The sequence below is a fragment of the Kribbella aluminosa genome (genome assembly GCF_017876295.1).
In the GTDB taxonomy this organism is placed as follows: domain Bacteria; phylum Actinomycetota; class Actinomycetes; order Propionibacteriales; family Kribbellaceae; genus Kribbella; species Kribbella aluminosa.
In genome coordinates this window covers 2,482,143-2,497,454 of record NZ_JAGINT010000002.1, presented here as the reverse complement: position 1 = coordinate 2,497,454, position 15,312 = coordinate 2,482,143, and the positions used below count along the sequence as shown (strand labels likewise).

At 68.5% G+C, this 15,312-nt stretch carries 13 protein-coding genes and 2 pseudogenes; 10 read left to right on the top strand and 5 right to left on the bottom strand.

Annotated elements, in window-relative coordinates; genetic code table 11:
• Positions 1–70 precede the first annotated feature (70 nt).
• Both JOF29_RS33225 and JOF29_RS33220 read right to left on the bottom strand, forming a co-directional pair.
• A complete protein-coding gene (locus JOF29_RS33225) occupies positions 71–595 on the bottom strand; it encodes an isochorismatase family protein (protein WP_307863815.1) in 525 nt (174 codons plus the stop codon).
• Positions 592–3,738, bottom strand: a complete 3,147-nt coding sequence (locus tag JOF29_RS33220; protein WP_209698326.1) for a DUF2961 domain-containing protein — start codon at positions 3,736–3,738, stop codon at positions 592–594. The genes JOF29_RS33225 and JOF29_RS33220 overlap by 4 nt, the downstream gene beginning before the upstream one ends.
• A 119-nt stretch (positions 3,739–3,857) precedes the next feature.
• Between JOF29_RS33220 and gnd the strand changes: the two genes are divergently transcribed.
• On the top strand, positions 3,858–5,309 hold the full coding sequence (gene gnd / locus JOF29_RS33215; RefSeq protein WP_209698325.1) for an NADP-dependent phosphogluconate dehydrogenase: 1,452 nt from the start codon (positions 3,858–3,860) through the stop codon (positions 5,307–5,309).
• Positions 5,310–5,340: 31 nt separating this feature from the next.
• Here gnd and JOF29_RS46150 read toward each other — a convergent pair.
• Positions 5,341–6,111, bottom strand: a pseudogene (locus JOF29_RS46150) (MFS transporter); the annotation flags it as partial.
• On the opposite strand from JOF29_RS46150, the gene JOF29_RS33210 reads away from it, so the two are divergent.
• The 3 genes and pseudogenes from JOF29_RS33210 to JOF29_RS33200 all read left to right on the top strand — a co-directional run bounded on the left by JOF29_RS33210 (position 6,105) and on the right by JOF29_RS33200 (position 8,258).
• The gene (locus JOF29_RS33210) at positions 6,105–6,365 is read left to right on the top strand and encodes a hypothetical protein (RefSeq protein WP_209698324.1); all 261 of its coding nucleotides are present in this window, start codon (positions 6,105–6,107) and stop codon (positions 6,363–6,365) included. The pseudogene JOF29_RS46150 and the gene JOF29_RS33210 overlap by 7 nt on opposite strands.
• A gap of 48 nt (positions 6,366–6,413) precedes the next feature.
• Positions 6,414–7,350 (top strand): annotated as a pseudogene (locus JOF29_RS33205) (integrase core domain-containing protein); the annotation flags it as partial.
• 491 nt (positions 7,351–7,841) lie between these two features.
• Complete coding sequence (locus JOF29_RS33200; protein WP_209698323.1) at positions 7,842–8,258, top strand: DUF6319 family protein; 417 nt, start codon at positions 7,842–7,844, stop codon at positions 8,256–8,258.
• Positions 8,259–8,396: 138 nt separating this feature from the next.
• On the opposite strand, the gene JOF29_RS33195 is transcribed toward JOF29_RS33200, so the two are convergent.
• The gene (locus tag JOF29_RS33195) at positions 8,397–9,308 is read right to left on the bottom strand and encodes a LysR family transcriptional regulator (protein ID WP_209698322.1); all 912 of its coding nucleotides are present in this window, start codon (positions 9,306–9,308) and stop codon (positions 8,397–8,399) included.
• A 134-nt stretch (positions 9,309–9,442) separates the two neighbouring features.
• Between JOF29_RS33195 and JOF29_RS33190 the strand changes: the two genes are divergently transcribed.
• From JOF29_RS33190 to JOF29_RS33165, 6 genes are all read left to right on the top strand, one after another.
• Entirely contained in the window at positions 9,443–10,378 is a 936-nt protein-coding gene (locus JOF29_RS33190) for an NAD-dependent epimerase/dehydratase family protein (RefSeq protein WP_209698321.1), read from the top strand.
• A gap of 2 nt (positions 10,379–10,380) precedes the next feature.
• On the top strand, positions 10,381–11,577 hold the full coding sequence (locus JOF29_RS33185) for an MFS transporter (RefSeq protein WP_209698320.1): 1,197 nt from the start codon (positions 10,381–10,383) through the stop codon (positions 11,575–11,577).
• 34 nt (positions 11,578–11,611) lie between these two features.
• Entirely contained in the window at positions 11,612–12,229 is a 618-nt protein-coding gene (locus JOF29_RS33180) for an NADPH-dependent F420 reductase (RefSeq protein WP_209698319.1), read from the top strand.
• Between the two features lie 431 nt (positions 12,230–12,660).
• Positions 12,661–13,197, top strand: coding sequence for a DUF6817 domain-containing protein (locus JOF29_RS33175; protein ID WP_209698318.1), 537 nt, complete (start codon positions 12,661–12,663; stop codon positions 13,195–13,197).
• Between the two features lie 22 nt (positions 13,198–13,219).
• Positions 13,220–14,149, top strand: a complete 930-nt coding sequence (locus JOF29_RS33170; protein ID WP_209698317.1) for an alpha/beta fold hydrolase — start codon at positions 13,220–13,222, stop codon at positions 14,147–14,149.
• A gap of 46 nt (positions 14,150–14,195) precedes the next feature.
• Complete coding sequence (locus JOF29_RS33165) at positions 14,196–14,603, top strand: hypothetical protein (protein WP_209698316.1); 408 nt, start codon at positions 14,196–14,198, stop codon at positions 14,601–14,603.
• Here the strand turns inward: JOF29_RS33165 and JOF29_RS33160 are convergent.
• A complete protein-coding gene (locus JOF29_RS33160) occupies positions 14,593–15,303 on the bottom strand; it encodes a PIG-L deacetylase family protein (protein ID WP_209698315.1) in 711 nt (236 codons plus the stop codon). The genes JOF29_RS33165 and JOF29_RS33160 overlap by 11 nt on opposite strands.
• Positions 15,304–15,312: the final 9 nt, after the last annotated feature.

The window sequence follows — 15,312 nt, the reverse complement described above, 5'->3', positions numbered from 1 at the left end:
GGATTGCGGCGATTCGGCCGCCCAGGGTGGCCACGGGTGCCGGACCGGCGCTGCGTCCACGGATCCGGGCTTATCCGGTCAACGCCTGCAGGTATTCCGCGGTGTCGCAGGTCGTGCCCAGCCGGGGGAACACGTACGTCGTGGCGAAGGTGTGCGCGTCGCCGTCGAGGCCTGTCATCGCGTCGGTGAGGAAGAAGGTCTCGTAGCCGAGGTCGGAGGCGGCGCGGCCGGTCGACTCGACGCCGAAGTTGGTGGCGATCCCGGCCAGTACGACGTTCGCGATGCCGCGGGACTGCAGCTCGGCGTCGAGCGGCGTACGGCCGAAGGCGCCGATCGTGCGTTTCACGATCTCCAGGTCACCGGGCTGCGACTCGGCCCCGGGCGCGAAACCACTGCCGTCGGGCTGGACCTCGACGCCCGGGCGTTCCACCCGGACGTTCACCACCAGCCCGCCGGTCGTGCGGGTCGCCGCGGCCAGTGCCACGGATCGTTCCAGTACGTCGGCACCGCTCAACGGCGCGGTCGGCAACGCGACGATCCGTGGCATCAGGTCGATCAGGACGAGCGCGGTACGGCGTCCTTCCAAAGGGTTCACGTGCCGAGCTTAAGATCGACCACGTCGACCCCGGCGAGGTAGCCGATTGCTGCCGCGTTCTTGCCGGTAACTGTCACGCTCAGCCGATGCGTGCCGGCGCCGAGCTGAACGGTGCCCAGGTCAACGATCTGCGTGCCCACCCCCGAGGACTGGTATCCGTCGAACGACACCGCCGTACCGCCATCCACCTGTACGTCGACGGTCCCGTAGTCGGCGGCCTTCGTCAGTACCGTCGACAACTGGTACGTGCCGGTCGTCGGGACGTCGAAGGCGAACACCGCCTGGTCACCGGCCTTCGCCCCGTGGATCCACGCCTGCGCACCGCCGGACCAGCTGACCCCACAACAGTTCCCTTGCGGATCAACGGCAACGGTGGACGACACCGGCGGCAACATCGCCTCCCCTTCGATCCGCAACGTCCGCCCGCTGGTCCCCTGCACACCCGCCGACTTGGGCCCGACATGCCCTGCAAGATCCACCGCGGAAACCCGATACGTCCACGTCTCTCCCAGTCCTAGGCCTCGGTGCAGGAAGCCGGGCAGCGGACTCGTCCCCAGCAGCTTCTCCGGTCCGCCGGCCTTGGTCCCATAGACGTTGTAGTACGCGATCCCACTGTCGTCAGCCACGTCCGACCACGCCACGTTGATCGCGTTGTCCGGTCGTCCGTCGGCGGCGAGGCCGGTGACGGCACCCGGCGCGCGGCGGTCCTCGTACGGCCTGGTGAGGGTTTGGACGACGTACGACGAAGCTGTCCACGCCGGGCCGGTGGGCCGGAGTTCGATGTCGAGGTGGTCGCGACCGGCGGTGAGGGCTGCCGGCAGTTGGTAGTTGTCGTCGAGCCACCGTTGGTGGGTGTTGCCGAGGGGTTGCAGCCAGGTGCCCGACTGTTTGCCGTTGACAACTACCTGCACCGATTGCCCGGGAGTGTTCTGATCGCTGGTCCGGCGGAGGGTCACGCCCCGGTTGGCCGGGTCGACGGCTACGCGGAAGTGGATCGGTTGGGTTGTCGTGCGGACCTGGTCGGTGAGGGTGATGTCGTCGTGGTCGCCTTCGTACACGGAGGTCAGGTCGGTCTGGATGCCGTTGTCGGTGTAGCCGTGCTGCTGGCGGCTTGTCGCGGAGCCGACGTCGATGCGGTCGGTCTCGCGGGCGCCGAAGCCGGCGGCCTTGTAGAGGAACGCCGTCGAGCCGTAGATCGCCGGGTGGTCGTCCTGCGGGCCGTGTTCGATGCCGAAGTGGAGCTGGTTCTCGAACGCGACCGAGTCGGTGATGTGCAGTCGCCAGGCGCCGTCGCACTCGTTGGTGCAGAAGCCGGCGCGGACCTCGTGCGCGGAGTTGCCGTGGAACGGGGTCGAGTAGGTGCCGGCGTTGAAGTACCAGCCGGACTCGTAGAAGTCCTCGGTCCCGGTGCCGTGGATGGCCGGCGTCCGCTCGCCGTCGGCGTACACCCGCTCGTCACCCTCGAGGTACCCGCGGGTGTTGCCGTCGGCAAGCAGTCCCTCCATGGTCTGCGAGACGCCGACGAACTTCCCGCGCCCGGCCACGTCCGCGAACGTCCAGTCGCTGCCCTGCGTGGTCTCGCCGCGCTTCGAGATCGCGGTGAAGTACCCGATCTTCCCGGTCGCCAGCTGGGCCGCCTTGCTCCCGTCGCGAGCGGCCGTCACCTCGGCCTGGCCCTTCAGCGGGTACGTCGTCGGGTTGACCAGCGTCACCGTCGCGCGGGCGACGTACGGCATCGGCCACCAGGACGAGTACCAGCCGTTGGGGTCCATCGCGAAGAAGAGCGAGTGCACCGGGTTCTCGCCGAGGCCGGAGCCGAAGAACTCGCCGAGCGGCGCGTCCACGCGCTTCTGGCCGTCGATCGTCACCTGGACGCGGACCCCGGCCAGCAGCGTGTCGGACGGCTTCACCCGGGCCGCGTCGGCATCGGTCGCGGCGTACGTCATCGCGTGCTCGCCGCTCCAGTTCTGCTTGCTGATCGAGTACCCGTGGGCCTGCTCGTCGGCGACGTGGTTCGGGCCGACGTCGAGGGTGTCGGTGCGCCCTGCCGTGGAGTCGACCCAGTACGCGAACTCGTTGAAGTCCAGGTCGGACGAGACGAACTGGTTGGTGATCGTGATCTGCGACTTGCCCGCGGTCAGGGCGGCCGGCAGGTCGACGGACTGGTCGTACCACTGCGCGCCCTGCGCCTTGAGCGGCGCCCACTCACCGGCCGGTGCGCCGTCGACGAGGATCTTGGCCCGCTGGTTGCCGATCCGGAGGTCCATCCGGCGGGTCAGCTTCACGCCCGTGTTCGCCGGGTCGATCTTCAGCGTGAACGTGCTGCCGCCGAGGAACGCGCGGCCGTCGTCCGCGAGGCTCTTCAGGTCCAGACCGACGATGTCGGGCAGCTTCAGCCTGAGCGCACTCAGCTCGCCGGGTCCGCGGGTGTCCGCCAGCGTGACTTGCTTGCCCGGGGCAAGGTTCAGCGGCGTGGCGGTCGTAGTGGCGTTCGGCTTCGCCGGCTTGGGGTCCTTGGTGCCCGCGGCGTTGAGCATCGCCAGGACGTCCTCGGCCTTGTCCGTCGGGTCGAACGTCCGTACGCCGTTCGCGTCCGGGAACTGGCGGTAGTCGACGTGGTAGAAGAGCGGGTTGTTCTGGGTGGTGATCCGCATCGAGGACCGGTACGGCATCGGCACCCGGAGGTAGACGCCGCCGCTGCTCTGCACGCCGTTCGCGACCAGCGGGTAGCTGAACGGGGCGCCGAGCTTGCCGTCGACGATGTCCTGCAGCGACCCGTGCAGCACCTGCTTGCCGTCGAGCTCGACCGTGATCGTGCCGGTCTTGGTCACGTTGCCCCCGTCGCGGGTGAACCAGATCGACGCGATCTCCCCGGCGCCGCTGGCCTCGGCGATGACGCACCCCGCGTCCGTCGTACGGAGGCAGGAGTAGGTGCCGTCGAAGCCGTCGTTGTTGGTCCCGTCGCGGCCGAAGCTGGAGAACTGTTTGGTGCGGACTCCGGTTTGCAGCTCGGGCAACCGGTCCAGATTCCGGTACACGTCCCAACCGACCGGACCGTTGTCGTTCCCGGGTGGATTGGCTGACGCGGTGGTGGGCAGTGCCAGGAGCACACAGGCGGCCAGAGCGATGACACGACGGAGCATGGGCGGGTCCTTCGTGATGGGAAATCGATTTCTGAGATGTTTACCACCGATGTTTCCCGATGAGAAGGCCTCAGGCAGACTGGACCCCGCACACAACTTCAGACTTTGCGGGAGATTCGATGAGCACCAGTGCTGTTGACGGCAAAGCCCAGATCGGCGTCACCGGCCTCGCGGTGATGGGCCGCAACCTGGCCCGGAACCTCGCACGTAACGGGTTCCGTGTCGCCCTGCACAACCGGTCCCAGGCGCGGACCGACTCCCTGGTGGCGGAGTTCGGCTCCGAGGGCGAGTTCGTCCCGTCCACCGATCTGGCGGGCTTCGTCGAGTCGCTGGAGCCGCCGCGCCGGGTGATCGTCATGGTCAAGGCCGGGGCCCCGACCGACGCGGTCATCGACGAGCTGGTGCCGCTGCTGGACGAGGGCGACATCGTCGTCGACGCCGGCAACGCGCACTTCCTGGACACCCGGCGCCGCGAGGCCGCGCTGCGCGAGAAGGGCCTGCACTTCGTCGGCAGCGGCGTGTCCGGCGGCGAGGAGGGCGCACTGAACGGCCCGAGCATCATGCCCGGCGGCTCCCCCGAGTCGTACGCCGCGCTGGAGCCGATGCTGACCAAGATCTCCGCGCACGTGAACGGCGAGCCGTGCTGCGTGCACGTCGGCCCGGACGGCGCCGGCCACTTCGTGAAGATGCTGCACAACGGCATCGAGTACGCCGACATGCAGCTGATCGCGGAGGCGTACGACCTGCTCCGGCACGTGCTCGGGCTGTCTCCGGCCGAGCTCGCGGACGTGTTCCGGGACTGGAACACCGGCGACCTCGAGTCGTTCCTGATCGAGATCACCGCCGAGGTGCTGAGCCAGACCGACCCCACCACGGGCGGCCCGTTCGTGGACGTCGTCCTCGACCAGGCCGAGCAGAAGGGCACCGGCCGCTGGACGGTCCAGTCCGCGCTCGACCTCGGCATACCGGTCAGCGGCATGGCCGAGGCCGTCTTCGCGCGCTCGCTGTCCGGTGACGTCGTACGGCGGGAGGCTGCCGCCGGCGTCCTTCCGGGGCCAACCGAGGTAAAGGTCGACGTCGACCGGAAGGCGTTCGTCGAGGACGTGCGGCATGCGCTGTACTCGTCGAAGATCGTGGCGTACGCCCAGGGCTTCGACGCGATCCGGGCCGCCAGCGAGGAGTACGACTGGAACATCGACCTCGGCGCGATGGCGAAGATCTGGCGCGGCGGATGCATCATCCGGGCACGGTTCCTGGACCGTGTCACGGAGGCCTACGACCGGAACCCGGCGCTGCCCTCGCTGCTCGTGGACGGCTACTTCAAGGATGCGGTCGCCAGCGGGCAGGAGGCCTGGCGACGGGTGGTCGCGACGGCGGCGACCGTCGGCGTACCGGCTCCTGGCTTCTCAGCCGCCCTGTCGTACTACGACGGTCTGCGGGCGGAGCGTCTCCCGGCCGCGCTGATCCAGGGACTGCGCGACCTGTTCGGCGCGCACACCTACAAGCGCGTCGACCGTGAGGGCAGTTTCCACCTGGAGTGGTCGGGCGACCGCTCCGAGAGCACCCAGTAGACCGCGAGCTGAGCAAGGCCGTGCCCAGTGAGGCACCTACCTGTTGCGACGTCATCACCGTGGCGCCGGCTACCGCACTGTCGGAGCCGGCGCCAAGGGTGCCGGTGCTGTTGGCGGTCACCAGCACCCACCCGGTCCCAAGACCTACCAGCAGGAACACGGGCATCACGTGTAGCCAGTAGCTGCTGTCTGCACGCACCAGCCCGAGCAGAGCGAGCCCTGCGGCGATGGTGAGCAGCCCGGGGCAGATCAGCGCCCTCACGCTGACTTTCGCGAACAGGCGGCTGACAGCACGTACGCCGACCATCAACCCGACTGTCAGCACGGCCAGGTACGAGCCGCCGCGCCTGCGATCTCTCAAGACCCTCAGCGGCAACAGCGGGTTGCTCACGCGAGCCTGTGCCACCAAGAACGCTGCCAGGAGCGCTACTCCAGCGCCCAGCGACGCGTAGGTCAGCGGCGCGCCCCAGCCGTCCGACTCTGCTCGCGCGAACCCGAAGACGACAGCCATCAGTCCCGCGGTCGCCAGCAACGCCCCTAGTACGTCGACTCGCAGTCCGCTGGTGCGTGGCGCCGGGCGGACGGCGTACAGGATGCCTGCTGCTGCCAGTGCGGCGATCGGGACGTTCACGTACATGGACCACCGCCAGTCCAGGTACTGCGTCAGTACGCCGCCTGCCAGTACACCCAGGCCCGAAGCACTCCCCATGACTGCGCCGTAGATGCCGAACGCCTTGCCACGCTCGGCGGCTGCGCGACCTCGAGCGGGCCGAGGCGGCCGCCGGCGCCAATCCGGTGGCACGCCTGCGGGCGCGGCTACTGTTCCCCGGGACCTGGACCCAGGAGTACGCGGGGCTCTACAAGGTGCTGCACGAGAGCACGCTGAACCGCCGGATGCAGCTGATCTTCAAGGAGGCGCTGTCGGTTCGCGCGACCGCCGCCGTACAGGCGTGCATGGACGCCGGGCCGGCGCCGGCGGACCGGGTCGATCGCTTCCTGCGCAAGCTTGTTATGTCTCAGGACATAGGTGACGGTTCTGCATCAGGACATCGGTGACACTGCAAGGATTCTTGGTGGTGACACTTCCGCCCCGAGGCTCGGGCGGTGGCTGCCAATGAACCCATCGATCCTCGTGTCCGTCTCGCGATCACGCAGTGGCCGTCTGATGCGCCTCGCGGGGCGGTCTCGACGTTCTGCGCCGAGCACGGCATCTCGCGCAAGACGTTCTACGAGATCCGGCGGCGCGCCCTGGCTGACGGGCCCGCGGCAGCGTTGGAGCCGAGGTCGCGGCGACCGAAGTCGAGCCCGTCGAAGCTGACCGACGAGGTCGAGCGGCAGGCGATCGGGGTCCGGGCTGCACTCGAGCAGTCTGGGCTGGACTGCGGCCCGATCAGCGTGCACGACAAGATGCACGCAATGGGCCTGGAGCTGGTGCCGTCGGTCGCGTCACTGGCCCGGATCTTCCGGCGGGCCGGCGTGGCGCGGCTGGAACCGCGCAAGAAGCCGAGGGCGGCATGGCCGGTTCGTGTATCCGGCCCCGAACGCCTGCTGGCAGCTCGACGCCACCGAGTACGTGCTCACCCGCGGGCGCAAATGCGTGATCTTCCAGCTCATCGACGACCACTCCCGCTACGCACTCGCCTCCCACGTCGCGTGGGGCGAGACCGCCGAGGCCGCGATCGTCGTGTTCAACAAGGCCATGACCGCCCACGGCGTGCCGCAACGGCTGCTGTCCGACAACGGGATCGCGCTCAACCCGTCACGCCGCGGACTCCTGGGCCAACTCGTCGTCCACGTCATGGCCCTCGGCGTCGAACCGATCACCGGCAAGCCCTACAAACCCACCACCCAGGGCAAAAACGAACGCTTCCACCAGACCCTGTTCCGCTACCTCGACAAACAGCCACTCGCCGCCGACCTGGACCAGTTACAGACCCAGGTCGACGCCTTCGACCACATCTACAACACCCAACGTCCCCACCAAGGCCTACCCGGCCGCATCACACCACTGACCGCCTGGCAGACCACCGCGAAGGCCGAGGCACCCCGCCCCACCCACGACCTGATCCGCCGTCCCGCCAGCCGGCCCCGACCCGCCCCCGCACCAGCACCCACAGACCTGCCCGACGACACCGTCGTGAAGACGCTGACCAGCAACGGCGCCTTCTACCTGGACAAGACCCAGTACATGGTCGACGGGCGACGAGGCTTCCAGCACGTCCTCGTCATCACCAACGGCAACAAGACCGGCGACACGATCACCGTCACCGACCTCCAAGGCGAGATCCTCATCGAACACACCCGACCCGCACCCGGCACCGCCTACGTCGGCAACGGCAGACCACCCGGACCACACACCGACAAACCCCAAACGTCACCGAAGTCCTGAGACATCGACTGTCACCGATGTCCTGATGCAGAACTGTCACCGAAGTCCTGAGACATCACACTTCCTGCGCAAGCTGGTTGGCGTGTCTGTCGAACATATGTTCTAATAGCGATCCAGCCAGTCAGAAGGAGATCGCCGCAACGATGACTGTAGACACCTTTGCAGTAGAAGCGCCGTCAGACCTGGTCGACACTCCCGAGGTTGTCGATACTCCCGAGGTCGTCGAGGCCCCCGAATCCGTCGAAGCGCCGAAGCCGAAGAAGGCTCCGGCGAAGAAGGCGGCCGGCAAGAAGGCCAAGACCATCGAGCTCACGCTGACCGTCACCGGCACGGCCGACGGCGAGTGGCACGCCGAGCTCAGGCAGGGCACGACGTACCTGGCGCGCGACCTGGCCGTCGCCGCGGCCGCGGTGTCGCGCGCGGCCAAGGAGCTGCACGAGGACCTGTCGACCCCGATCGACGAGGTGATCGAGGAGGCCCGCTCCCAGCAGGCCGCCAAGGTCGCCGCCCTCGAGGCCGAGCTGGAGGTCGCCCGCAAGGCCCTCGCCGACCTGGACTGACAACACTCCTGATCCCGACGCAGGCTCCCCGTGGTGGTCACCTTCCCTGACGACCACGGGTAGGAAAAGTCAGAACCCGTCCGCAACTGTGTGAGGTGGTTGCGGGCGGGTTCTGGAACTCGCTGGCGGTCCGGCTCTTCACCGAGCCTTGGTGAGTTGGGCCTGGACATCGCGGGGCACTCGAACGCCACGCGCCCGCAGGTTGGCGATGAATCGTGTGGCGAGTGGATCCGCACCCCCAGGGGTCACCGCGACCAACTGCCTGGTCCATCGTGGCGAGAAGGATCGGACCGCGCCCAGGAAGCCCGCGCTCACCGCGCTGACAGGTGTCACCGCGGCGCCGAGCCCGGCCGCCGCGAGCTGCGGAGCGGCGGTAGTCACCGATGTTCTCATCACCGGCTCCGGGCGGACACCGGCCCGACTGAGCGACCAATCGAGCCAGCTGCCGAGCCCGTTGTCCGGCGCGAAATGGATGAGCCGCTCACCGTCGAGATCGCCCAGCTTCACCGACGACTGCTCGGCAAGACGGTGGTCCTTCGGCGCCGTCAGCACGATCTCCTCCTCGGCGACCACCGTGGAGGTGAATCGCTCGGCCACTGGACCCGGCACCAGCACCACGTCCGCTTCGTCGGCCTCGATGAACCCGAAGAGCTCGCCCGGCACCGCGGACTCCCGCAGACTGATCGCTACCTCCGGCTGACGCCGATGCCAGTCACGGATGACCGGCGCAAGCAGCGGAACGGTCAGACTTTGCGCGCACGCCAGTCGCAGCGCTCCCCCGGTCGCCTCGCCTACCGCGCGTGCCGAGCGCACCGCCGATGCAGCCGCCTCAATGGCTCGCCGCGCATCGACGACGGCGGCTCGTCCAGCTGGGGTGAGCTTGACACCGCGCGGTTCGCGGCGAAGCAACTCCGTCCGGGCCTCGCGTTCCAGTCCGGCGAGCTGATGGGAGATCGCCGGTTGCGACGAGTGCAGCAGTCGCGCCGCTCGCGTGATCGATCCCGTGTCCGCGACCGCGACCAAACACTCCAGCGCCCGCAAGCTTGCCATCCATAGATCTTATCGCAGGCCATCGAAGTATCAATGCGATGGAGGGAAGCGGAAAGTCCCAGTGCCGGTTTGACCAGGCAAGAGCGTTCTTCCCGATCTCGGGGAGAGGGCACCCTTCGCTGAGAGAGAGCCAGATGGCACAGGCATTCATAACGGGTGGGTCGGGTTTCATCGGCCGGAGGCTGGTTCGCCGGCTTCTCGGCGACGGGCATACAGTCCGCGTCCTGGTCCGCAGTACGGCGTCGGCTGACGTCGTGACGGCGTTGGGCGCGGAGCCGGTGCGGGGTGAGTTGACCGATGCGGCCACGTGGCAGGAGCACGTCACGGGCAGCGAGGTGCTGTTCCACCTCGCGGCGGAGACGGACATCACGGCCGACCGCGCGCGGCAGGAGTTCGTGTCGGTCGGAGGCACTCGGGCGGCCCTGGACGCAGCCCGCTTCGCCGGCGTTCCCCGGCTCGTTCACTGCGGCAGCGAAGCTGCTCTCCTGGCCGGTGAGCCGCTCGTGGACGTCAACGAGACCGCACCGCTCCGGCCGGATTCAGAAGCTGCATACAGCGCGGCGAAGGCCCGATCGGAGGCGATCGTGCTGGATGCGAGCGGGCCGGGTCTCGCCACGGTGTCGATCCGCCCAAGGTTCGTCTGGGGGCCCGGAAGCTTCCTCGTCGAGGGACTCGCGGCGGCGGCGAAGGCTGGACACTTCGCCTGGATCGAGGGCGGCCGGCACACGACCGATGTGACGTTCGTCGACAACGCCGTTGAGGGCCTCATTCTCGGATGGCGTCGCGGCCGACCCGGTCAGGCGTACTTCATCACCGATCAGCACCGTGTGATCCTCCGGGAATTCCTCGAGACCCACTTCGCGATGTACGACGTCAGCTCCCCGATTCCCGACGTGGACGCCGAAACCGCCGCCCGGCAGATCGCCGTTCCGGCCCGGTGGTTCCTCGGCCAGATGTGCACGCTGCGAACCGAAAAGGCCGTCGCCGAACTCGGATACCAGCCGGTGATCTCGCACGCCGACGGCCTGGCCGCCGTGCGGGACTCGCTGGCCGGCCATCGAAAGGACTGAACATGTCATTGCCAACCAATGCAGAACCCCGCGTTCGGAAGGAGGCAAGGCTCCCGCTGTCAGGCCTCCTGGCGCTGTTCACAGCGGGCTTCCTGGGAATCATCAACGAGACGATCCCTGCCGGCTTGCTGCCGACGATGTCGAACAGCCTCGGGCTCTCGGAGGCCGCCGCCGGTCAAACGGTCACGGTGTATGCGCTCGCTACGGCGTTCACGGCGATCCCGATCAACTCGGCGTTGAAGAACCTGGACCGCCGGATCGTCCTGGTGGCGGCGCTGGTCACCTTCGCACTGGCGAACGCAGTCGTAGCGCTCGTCAGCAGCTTCATGGTCATCCTCGTCGCACGCTTCGTCGCCGGCGTCGGAGCGGGACTGATCTGGTCGAACCTCGGCGGGTACGCGGCACGGATCGCCCCCGCGGCGTTGCAGGGCAAGGCCATCGCCATTGCGATGGCGGGCACGCCCATCGCCCTGTCGCTCGGGCTTCCGCTGGGCACCTTCTTGGGCGATGAAGCCGGCTGGCAGGCGACCTTCGCCGTGGCGGCGGCTATCAGCGTCGCCCTGATCGTCTGGGTGCTGGTCTCACTGCCGAGCCTTCCGGGCCAGGCCGAGAAAGACCACGTTCGTTTCGTGACCATCCTCCGTGCCCCTGGGGTACGGCCGATTCTCGGGGTCGTTGCCGGATTCATGGTCGCCCACAGCATCCTGTACACCTACATCGCTCCGCTGGCGATCGCTGCGCATGCCGGCGGCCAGGTCGAGTGGGTCCTCGTCGTTTTCGGTGCAGCCGCGCTGCTCAGCATCTGGGCAACCGGATCCTATGTCGACCCGCACCACCGTCGGCTGGTCGTCATGAGCATGGTGGTCCTCGGCGGCGGCGCCTTCGTCCTCGGGTTCGCTGTGCTGAGTCCGGTGATCTTCTACCTGGGCGTAGCCGCCTGGGGCTTCGGGTTCGGCGGTTCGGCCACGCTGTTCGTCACCGCCGGCATCCGGGCGGCCGGTACGGACGGCGTCCAGTCGATGCTCGTGACCGTCTTCAATCTCAGCATCGCGGCCGGCGGAGTTTTCGGCGGACTCCTGCTCTCCGGACTCGGCGTCACCTCCATTCCATGGACAGCCGTCGCCATCATGATTCCCACGGCGATCGCGACCATCGCGGGTAGGCGACACGCCTTCCCGCACTGGCCGAAAAGCGCCTGACACCTCTCCGATTCCATGAAAGTACGAGGATCACATGTCAGATAACGACAAGCTGACCATCGGCGCCATCGGAGCGGGTCGTGTTGCCCAGACAATCGCCCGACTCGCCCTCGCGGCCGGTCACCAGGTCATCCTGAGCAACAGTCGCGGCCCCGAGTCCCTCACCGATCTCGTCGGCCAACTGGGCGAGGGTGCATCCGCAGGCACTGTCGAGGACACCGCCCGAGCCGACATCACGATCCTGGCGGTCGGCTGGGACCAGGTGCCCGCCGCCCTCGAGAACGGGGGCGACCTGAACGGGCGGATCGTCATCGACACCACGAACCAGTGGCACCACCACGACATGCAAGCCCCGGTCGATCTCGGCGATCAGACCGGCAGTGAGTACATCGCGACGCTGATGCCCGGCGCACGCGTCGTCAAGGGGTTCAACACGGTCTTCATGAACGTCGTCGCACAGAGCGCGGACCGGACCGACGGCCGCCTCGTCATCTTCCTCGCGGGCGACGACACCGAGGCCAACGCCACAGTCGCCGCCTTCGTCGACTCCCTGGGCCTCGCGGCCGTCGTACTAGGCGGACTGCGTGACGGCGGGCGGCTCATGCAGGCGGGCGGACCGCTGATCGCCCTGCACGTCGCCGAGATCGCCTGATTCTGCTCGGAGCACGGGGCATCATGACGGCGATCACCGTGCCGCAGGGCGCGGTGGGCGACCGCGGGCAACTCGACCAACTCCCGGGAGGTCCACCAGGCTGCCGGCGCCTTGAACAGGTCATTGCCTGCCGGAGCCCACCACTTCCTGTTCAACCACCCCGGACCTGCCGTACCCTCAGCCCTTGCCCATAGCAACAACCTGAGCTGGCGCCGGGGTCGGCTGAGCTGCGAGCGTAGCCCCAGAGTGGGGCTGGGCCGGCGTGGCGGTGGCGCTGCACAGGTCATTTCCAATCCCACGTCACCAGTTCTTGTTTCACGCCCCCGCCGTGTGACTGAAACGGCACGCCGAGGTGCTGGGCGGGGGCCGCCTATTGGCCTTACCGTGGGTGATCTGCAGGACGTGGCCGCTCCGGGGTGAGAAGGGGTCGGATGAGCACTCTCGAGGACCTGGGTTCGCTGCTGCTGGTGCGCGGCGCGGACGAGTTCGACCATGCGGGCGGCACGCTGTACGTGCACCTGCACCGGGTTGCCAAGCGCCTCGGGTCGCTCGGCGCCTCCGACACGCTGGTGCTGGCCGGGCTGGCGCACGCGGCGTACGGGACCGACGGCTACCCGACGCACCTGTTCGACTGGCAGACCGAGCGCCCGGTGCTGGAATCGGTGATCGGCGCCGAGGCCGAGGCGATCGTCTACCGGTACGGCGCCTGCGACCGGGAGACGACCTGGCGGGACCTGGCCGAGCACCGCACGGTCACCGACCGCTTCACCGGTACGTCGGAGGAGCTCGGCGCCGCCGCCCTGCGGGACTTCGTCGACCTGACGATCGTCAACGAGCTCGACGTCCTCGACAACGACGCGAAACGGGCCGACCAGCTCCGCCCGTTCCTCCAGGAGCAGCTGCCCCGCTGGCACTCCCTCGCCTCCCCCGCCGTACTCACCGAAGCCCAGCGCGTCCTGCAGCTCTAGGTGGTGCTGTAACACTAGGGGCGTGAAACGGTTCCTGTGGCGGGGGTTCCTGGGACTCCTCGGGCTCTGGCTGATCGTCACTGTCGCGTCGTTCGGCTTCAACTTCGCCACCAACGGAACAGCTGCGCCACCGCCGGGCCTCAAGTACGTCGAGGCGGGCGGCATCAACACCCGGTACGACACCTGGGGTACGTCGGGCACACCCGTCGTGCTCGTCCACGGTGCGGCGGAGTCCGTCGACACCTGGTCGCGGCTGGTGCCGCTGCTCGCGAAGACGCACCGCGTGTACGCGTACGACATCACCGGCTACGGGTACTCCGAGCGCAAGGCGCCGTACACGATCGAGCATCTCGCGGCGCAGCTGCTCGGGTTCCTGGACGCGATGCACCTCGGCGGTCCCGGTCAGCCGCGGCCGATCCTGGTCGGGCACTCGCTCGGTGCCGGGGTCGCGGCCGAGGCGACGCTGGAGGCGCCCGGCCGGGTCGGCGGGATCATGTTCCTGGACGGCGACGGCCTGCCGCTGCCGGGCGGGAAACCCGGTCCGCCGAGCTGGCTGATCATCCCGCCGTACCGGACCTCGCTGTTCCGGCTGGTGCTGGACCAGGGCTGGCTGCTGAAGAAGATCTACAACAGCGTCTGCACGCCCGGCTGCCCGCAGATGGACGTCGACGAGTGGACCCGCCCGTTCCGGCAGCCCGGCGCGGAGAACGCGGTGTGGCAGATGACCGCGAACGGGATTCCCGCGGTCCCGGCCGACCGGCTGGCGAAGCTGAAGGAGCTGAAGCTCCCCAAGTCGGTGGTGTTCGGCGCGAACGACACCAACGGCGGCAACGCGGCCGAGACCGCGACCCGGATCGGCGCGCCCGCGCCGACGCTGATCCCGAACGCGAACCACCTCACGCTGATCTCGGACCCGGCCCGGGTGGCGGCGGCGATCGACGTACTTCGCTGATCGCAGATTCCTGGAAATCCGGCGGCCGGCGACGGATGATCGGGACATGGCCCGATACGAAGTGGTTGCGCGCGCGAAGCCCGATCGGCGAGTCTCCAACGCCGACTACATCGACCTGGCCCTGCACTCCTGGTCGCTGGACAACGGGATGCGGTTCCAGCGGATCGAGGACCTGCCGGACGGCTCGATCGCGATCGTCCTGCAGCAGAAGATGTCGCCGCGCAAGCACGACGCGGCCTGCGCGATGGCGAACCGCAGCCTCGCCCAGCTCGGCATCCCGGCCGGCGACGTCGAGCGGATCGACCTGCACCGGCTGACCCGCAAGGGCGGCCGGGCGCTGATCCGCTCCTGGGCCGGCCCGAACAACCCGCCTGGCCCCGGCACCGCCGGCGACCGCGAGCCGCGCCGGCCGAAGCCGACGCCGCCGCACTTGCAGGAGTACCTCAAAGAGTGAAGATTTCGAATCGGGCCGCGTACTTCGTGCCGAGCAGCGTGCCGGCCGGACGCGACACACCTTCGAGGAACTCCTCCGGGTCGAAGTCGGGCCAGTTCAGGCCGTCGATGTAGGCCTTGTGGGCCTTCAGCGACCGGACCCCGGTCTGGAAGCTCCCGGTGGTGTCCACGCCGTGCCGCCCGCTGGGTGAGCCGGCCGCCCACAGTTGCCGGACGCCGTCCCACTTGTCGCCGGCGTCCGGGAAGATCCACCGGTTCGCGGCGTCCCGGACCGCGTCGAGGGTCGCGCGGCCGGTGTTGATGTGGTCCGCCTGGTTCAGCAGCGCGTCGCCGTCCCAGGTGTCGCGGAAGTTGTTGGTGATCACGATCTCGGGCTGGTGCCGGCGGATCGCTGCGGTGATCACGCGGCGCAGCGGTACGCCGTACTCGATCGTGCCGTCCGGCTGGCCGAGGAACTCGACCGCCGACACCCCGACGATCCGCGACGACTCGATCTGCTCGGCCTCCCGCAGCGGGCCGCACTCGGCCGGGTCGACGCCGTCGATGCCGGCCTCCCCCGACGTCAGCAGGCAGTACACGATCTGCTTTCCCTGCCCGGTCCAGCGCGCGATCGCCGCCGCCGCACCGAACTCCAGGTCGTCCGGATGCGCGACGACCGCCAGTGCCTTCTGCCAATCCTCGACAACCGGTTCGAGCTCCATGCTCGCAGG

What these genes read in the sequence shown, in the direction of transcription:
- JOF29_RS33220 (WP_209698326.1), bottom strand. Translation starts at nt 3,738, where the DNA reads ATGCTCCGTCGTGTCATCGCTCTGGCCGCCTGTGTGCTCCTGGCACTG.
- JOF29_RS33200 (WP_209698323.1), top strand. Translation starts at nt 7,842, where the DNA reads ATGACTGTAGACACCTTTGCAGTAGAAGCGCCGTCAGACCTGGTCGAC.
- JOF29_RS33195 (WP_209698322.1), bottom strand. Translation starts at nt 9,308, where the DNA reads ATGGCAAGCTTGCGGGCGCTGGAGTGTTTGGTCGCGGTCGCGGACACG.
- JOF29_RS33165 (WP_209698316.1), top strand. Translation starts at nt 14,196, where the DNA reads ATGGCCCGATACGAAGTGGTTGCGCGCGCGAAGCCCGATCGGCGAGTC.
- gnd (WP_209698325.1), top strand. Translation starts at nt 3,858, where the DNA reads ATGAGCACCAGTGCTGTTGACGGCAAAGCCCAGATCGGCGTCACCGGC.
- JOF29_RS33160 (WP_209698315.1), bottom strand. Translation starts at nt 15,303, where the DNA reads ATGGAGCTCGAACCGGTTGTCGAGGATTGGCAGAAGGCACTGGCGGTC.
- JOF29_RS33185 (WP_209698320.1), top strand. Translation starts at nt 10,381, where the DNA reads ATGTCATTGCCAACCAATGCAGAACCCCGCGTTCGGAAGGAGGCAAGG.
- JOF29_RS33175 (WP_209698318.1), top strand. Translation starts at nt 12,661, where the DNA reads ATGAGCACTCTCGAGGACCTGGGTTCGCTGCTGCTGGTGCGCGGCGCG.
- JOF29_RS33180 (WP_209698319.1), top strand. Translation starts at nt 11,612, where the DNA reads ATGTCAGATAACGACAAGCTGACCATCGGCGCCATCGGAGCGGGTCGT.
- JOF29_RS33190 (WP_209698321.1), top strand. Translation starts at nt 9,443, where the DNA reads ATGGCACAGGCATTCATAACGGGTGGGTCGGGTTTCATCGGCCGGAGG.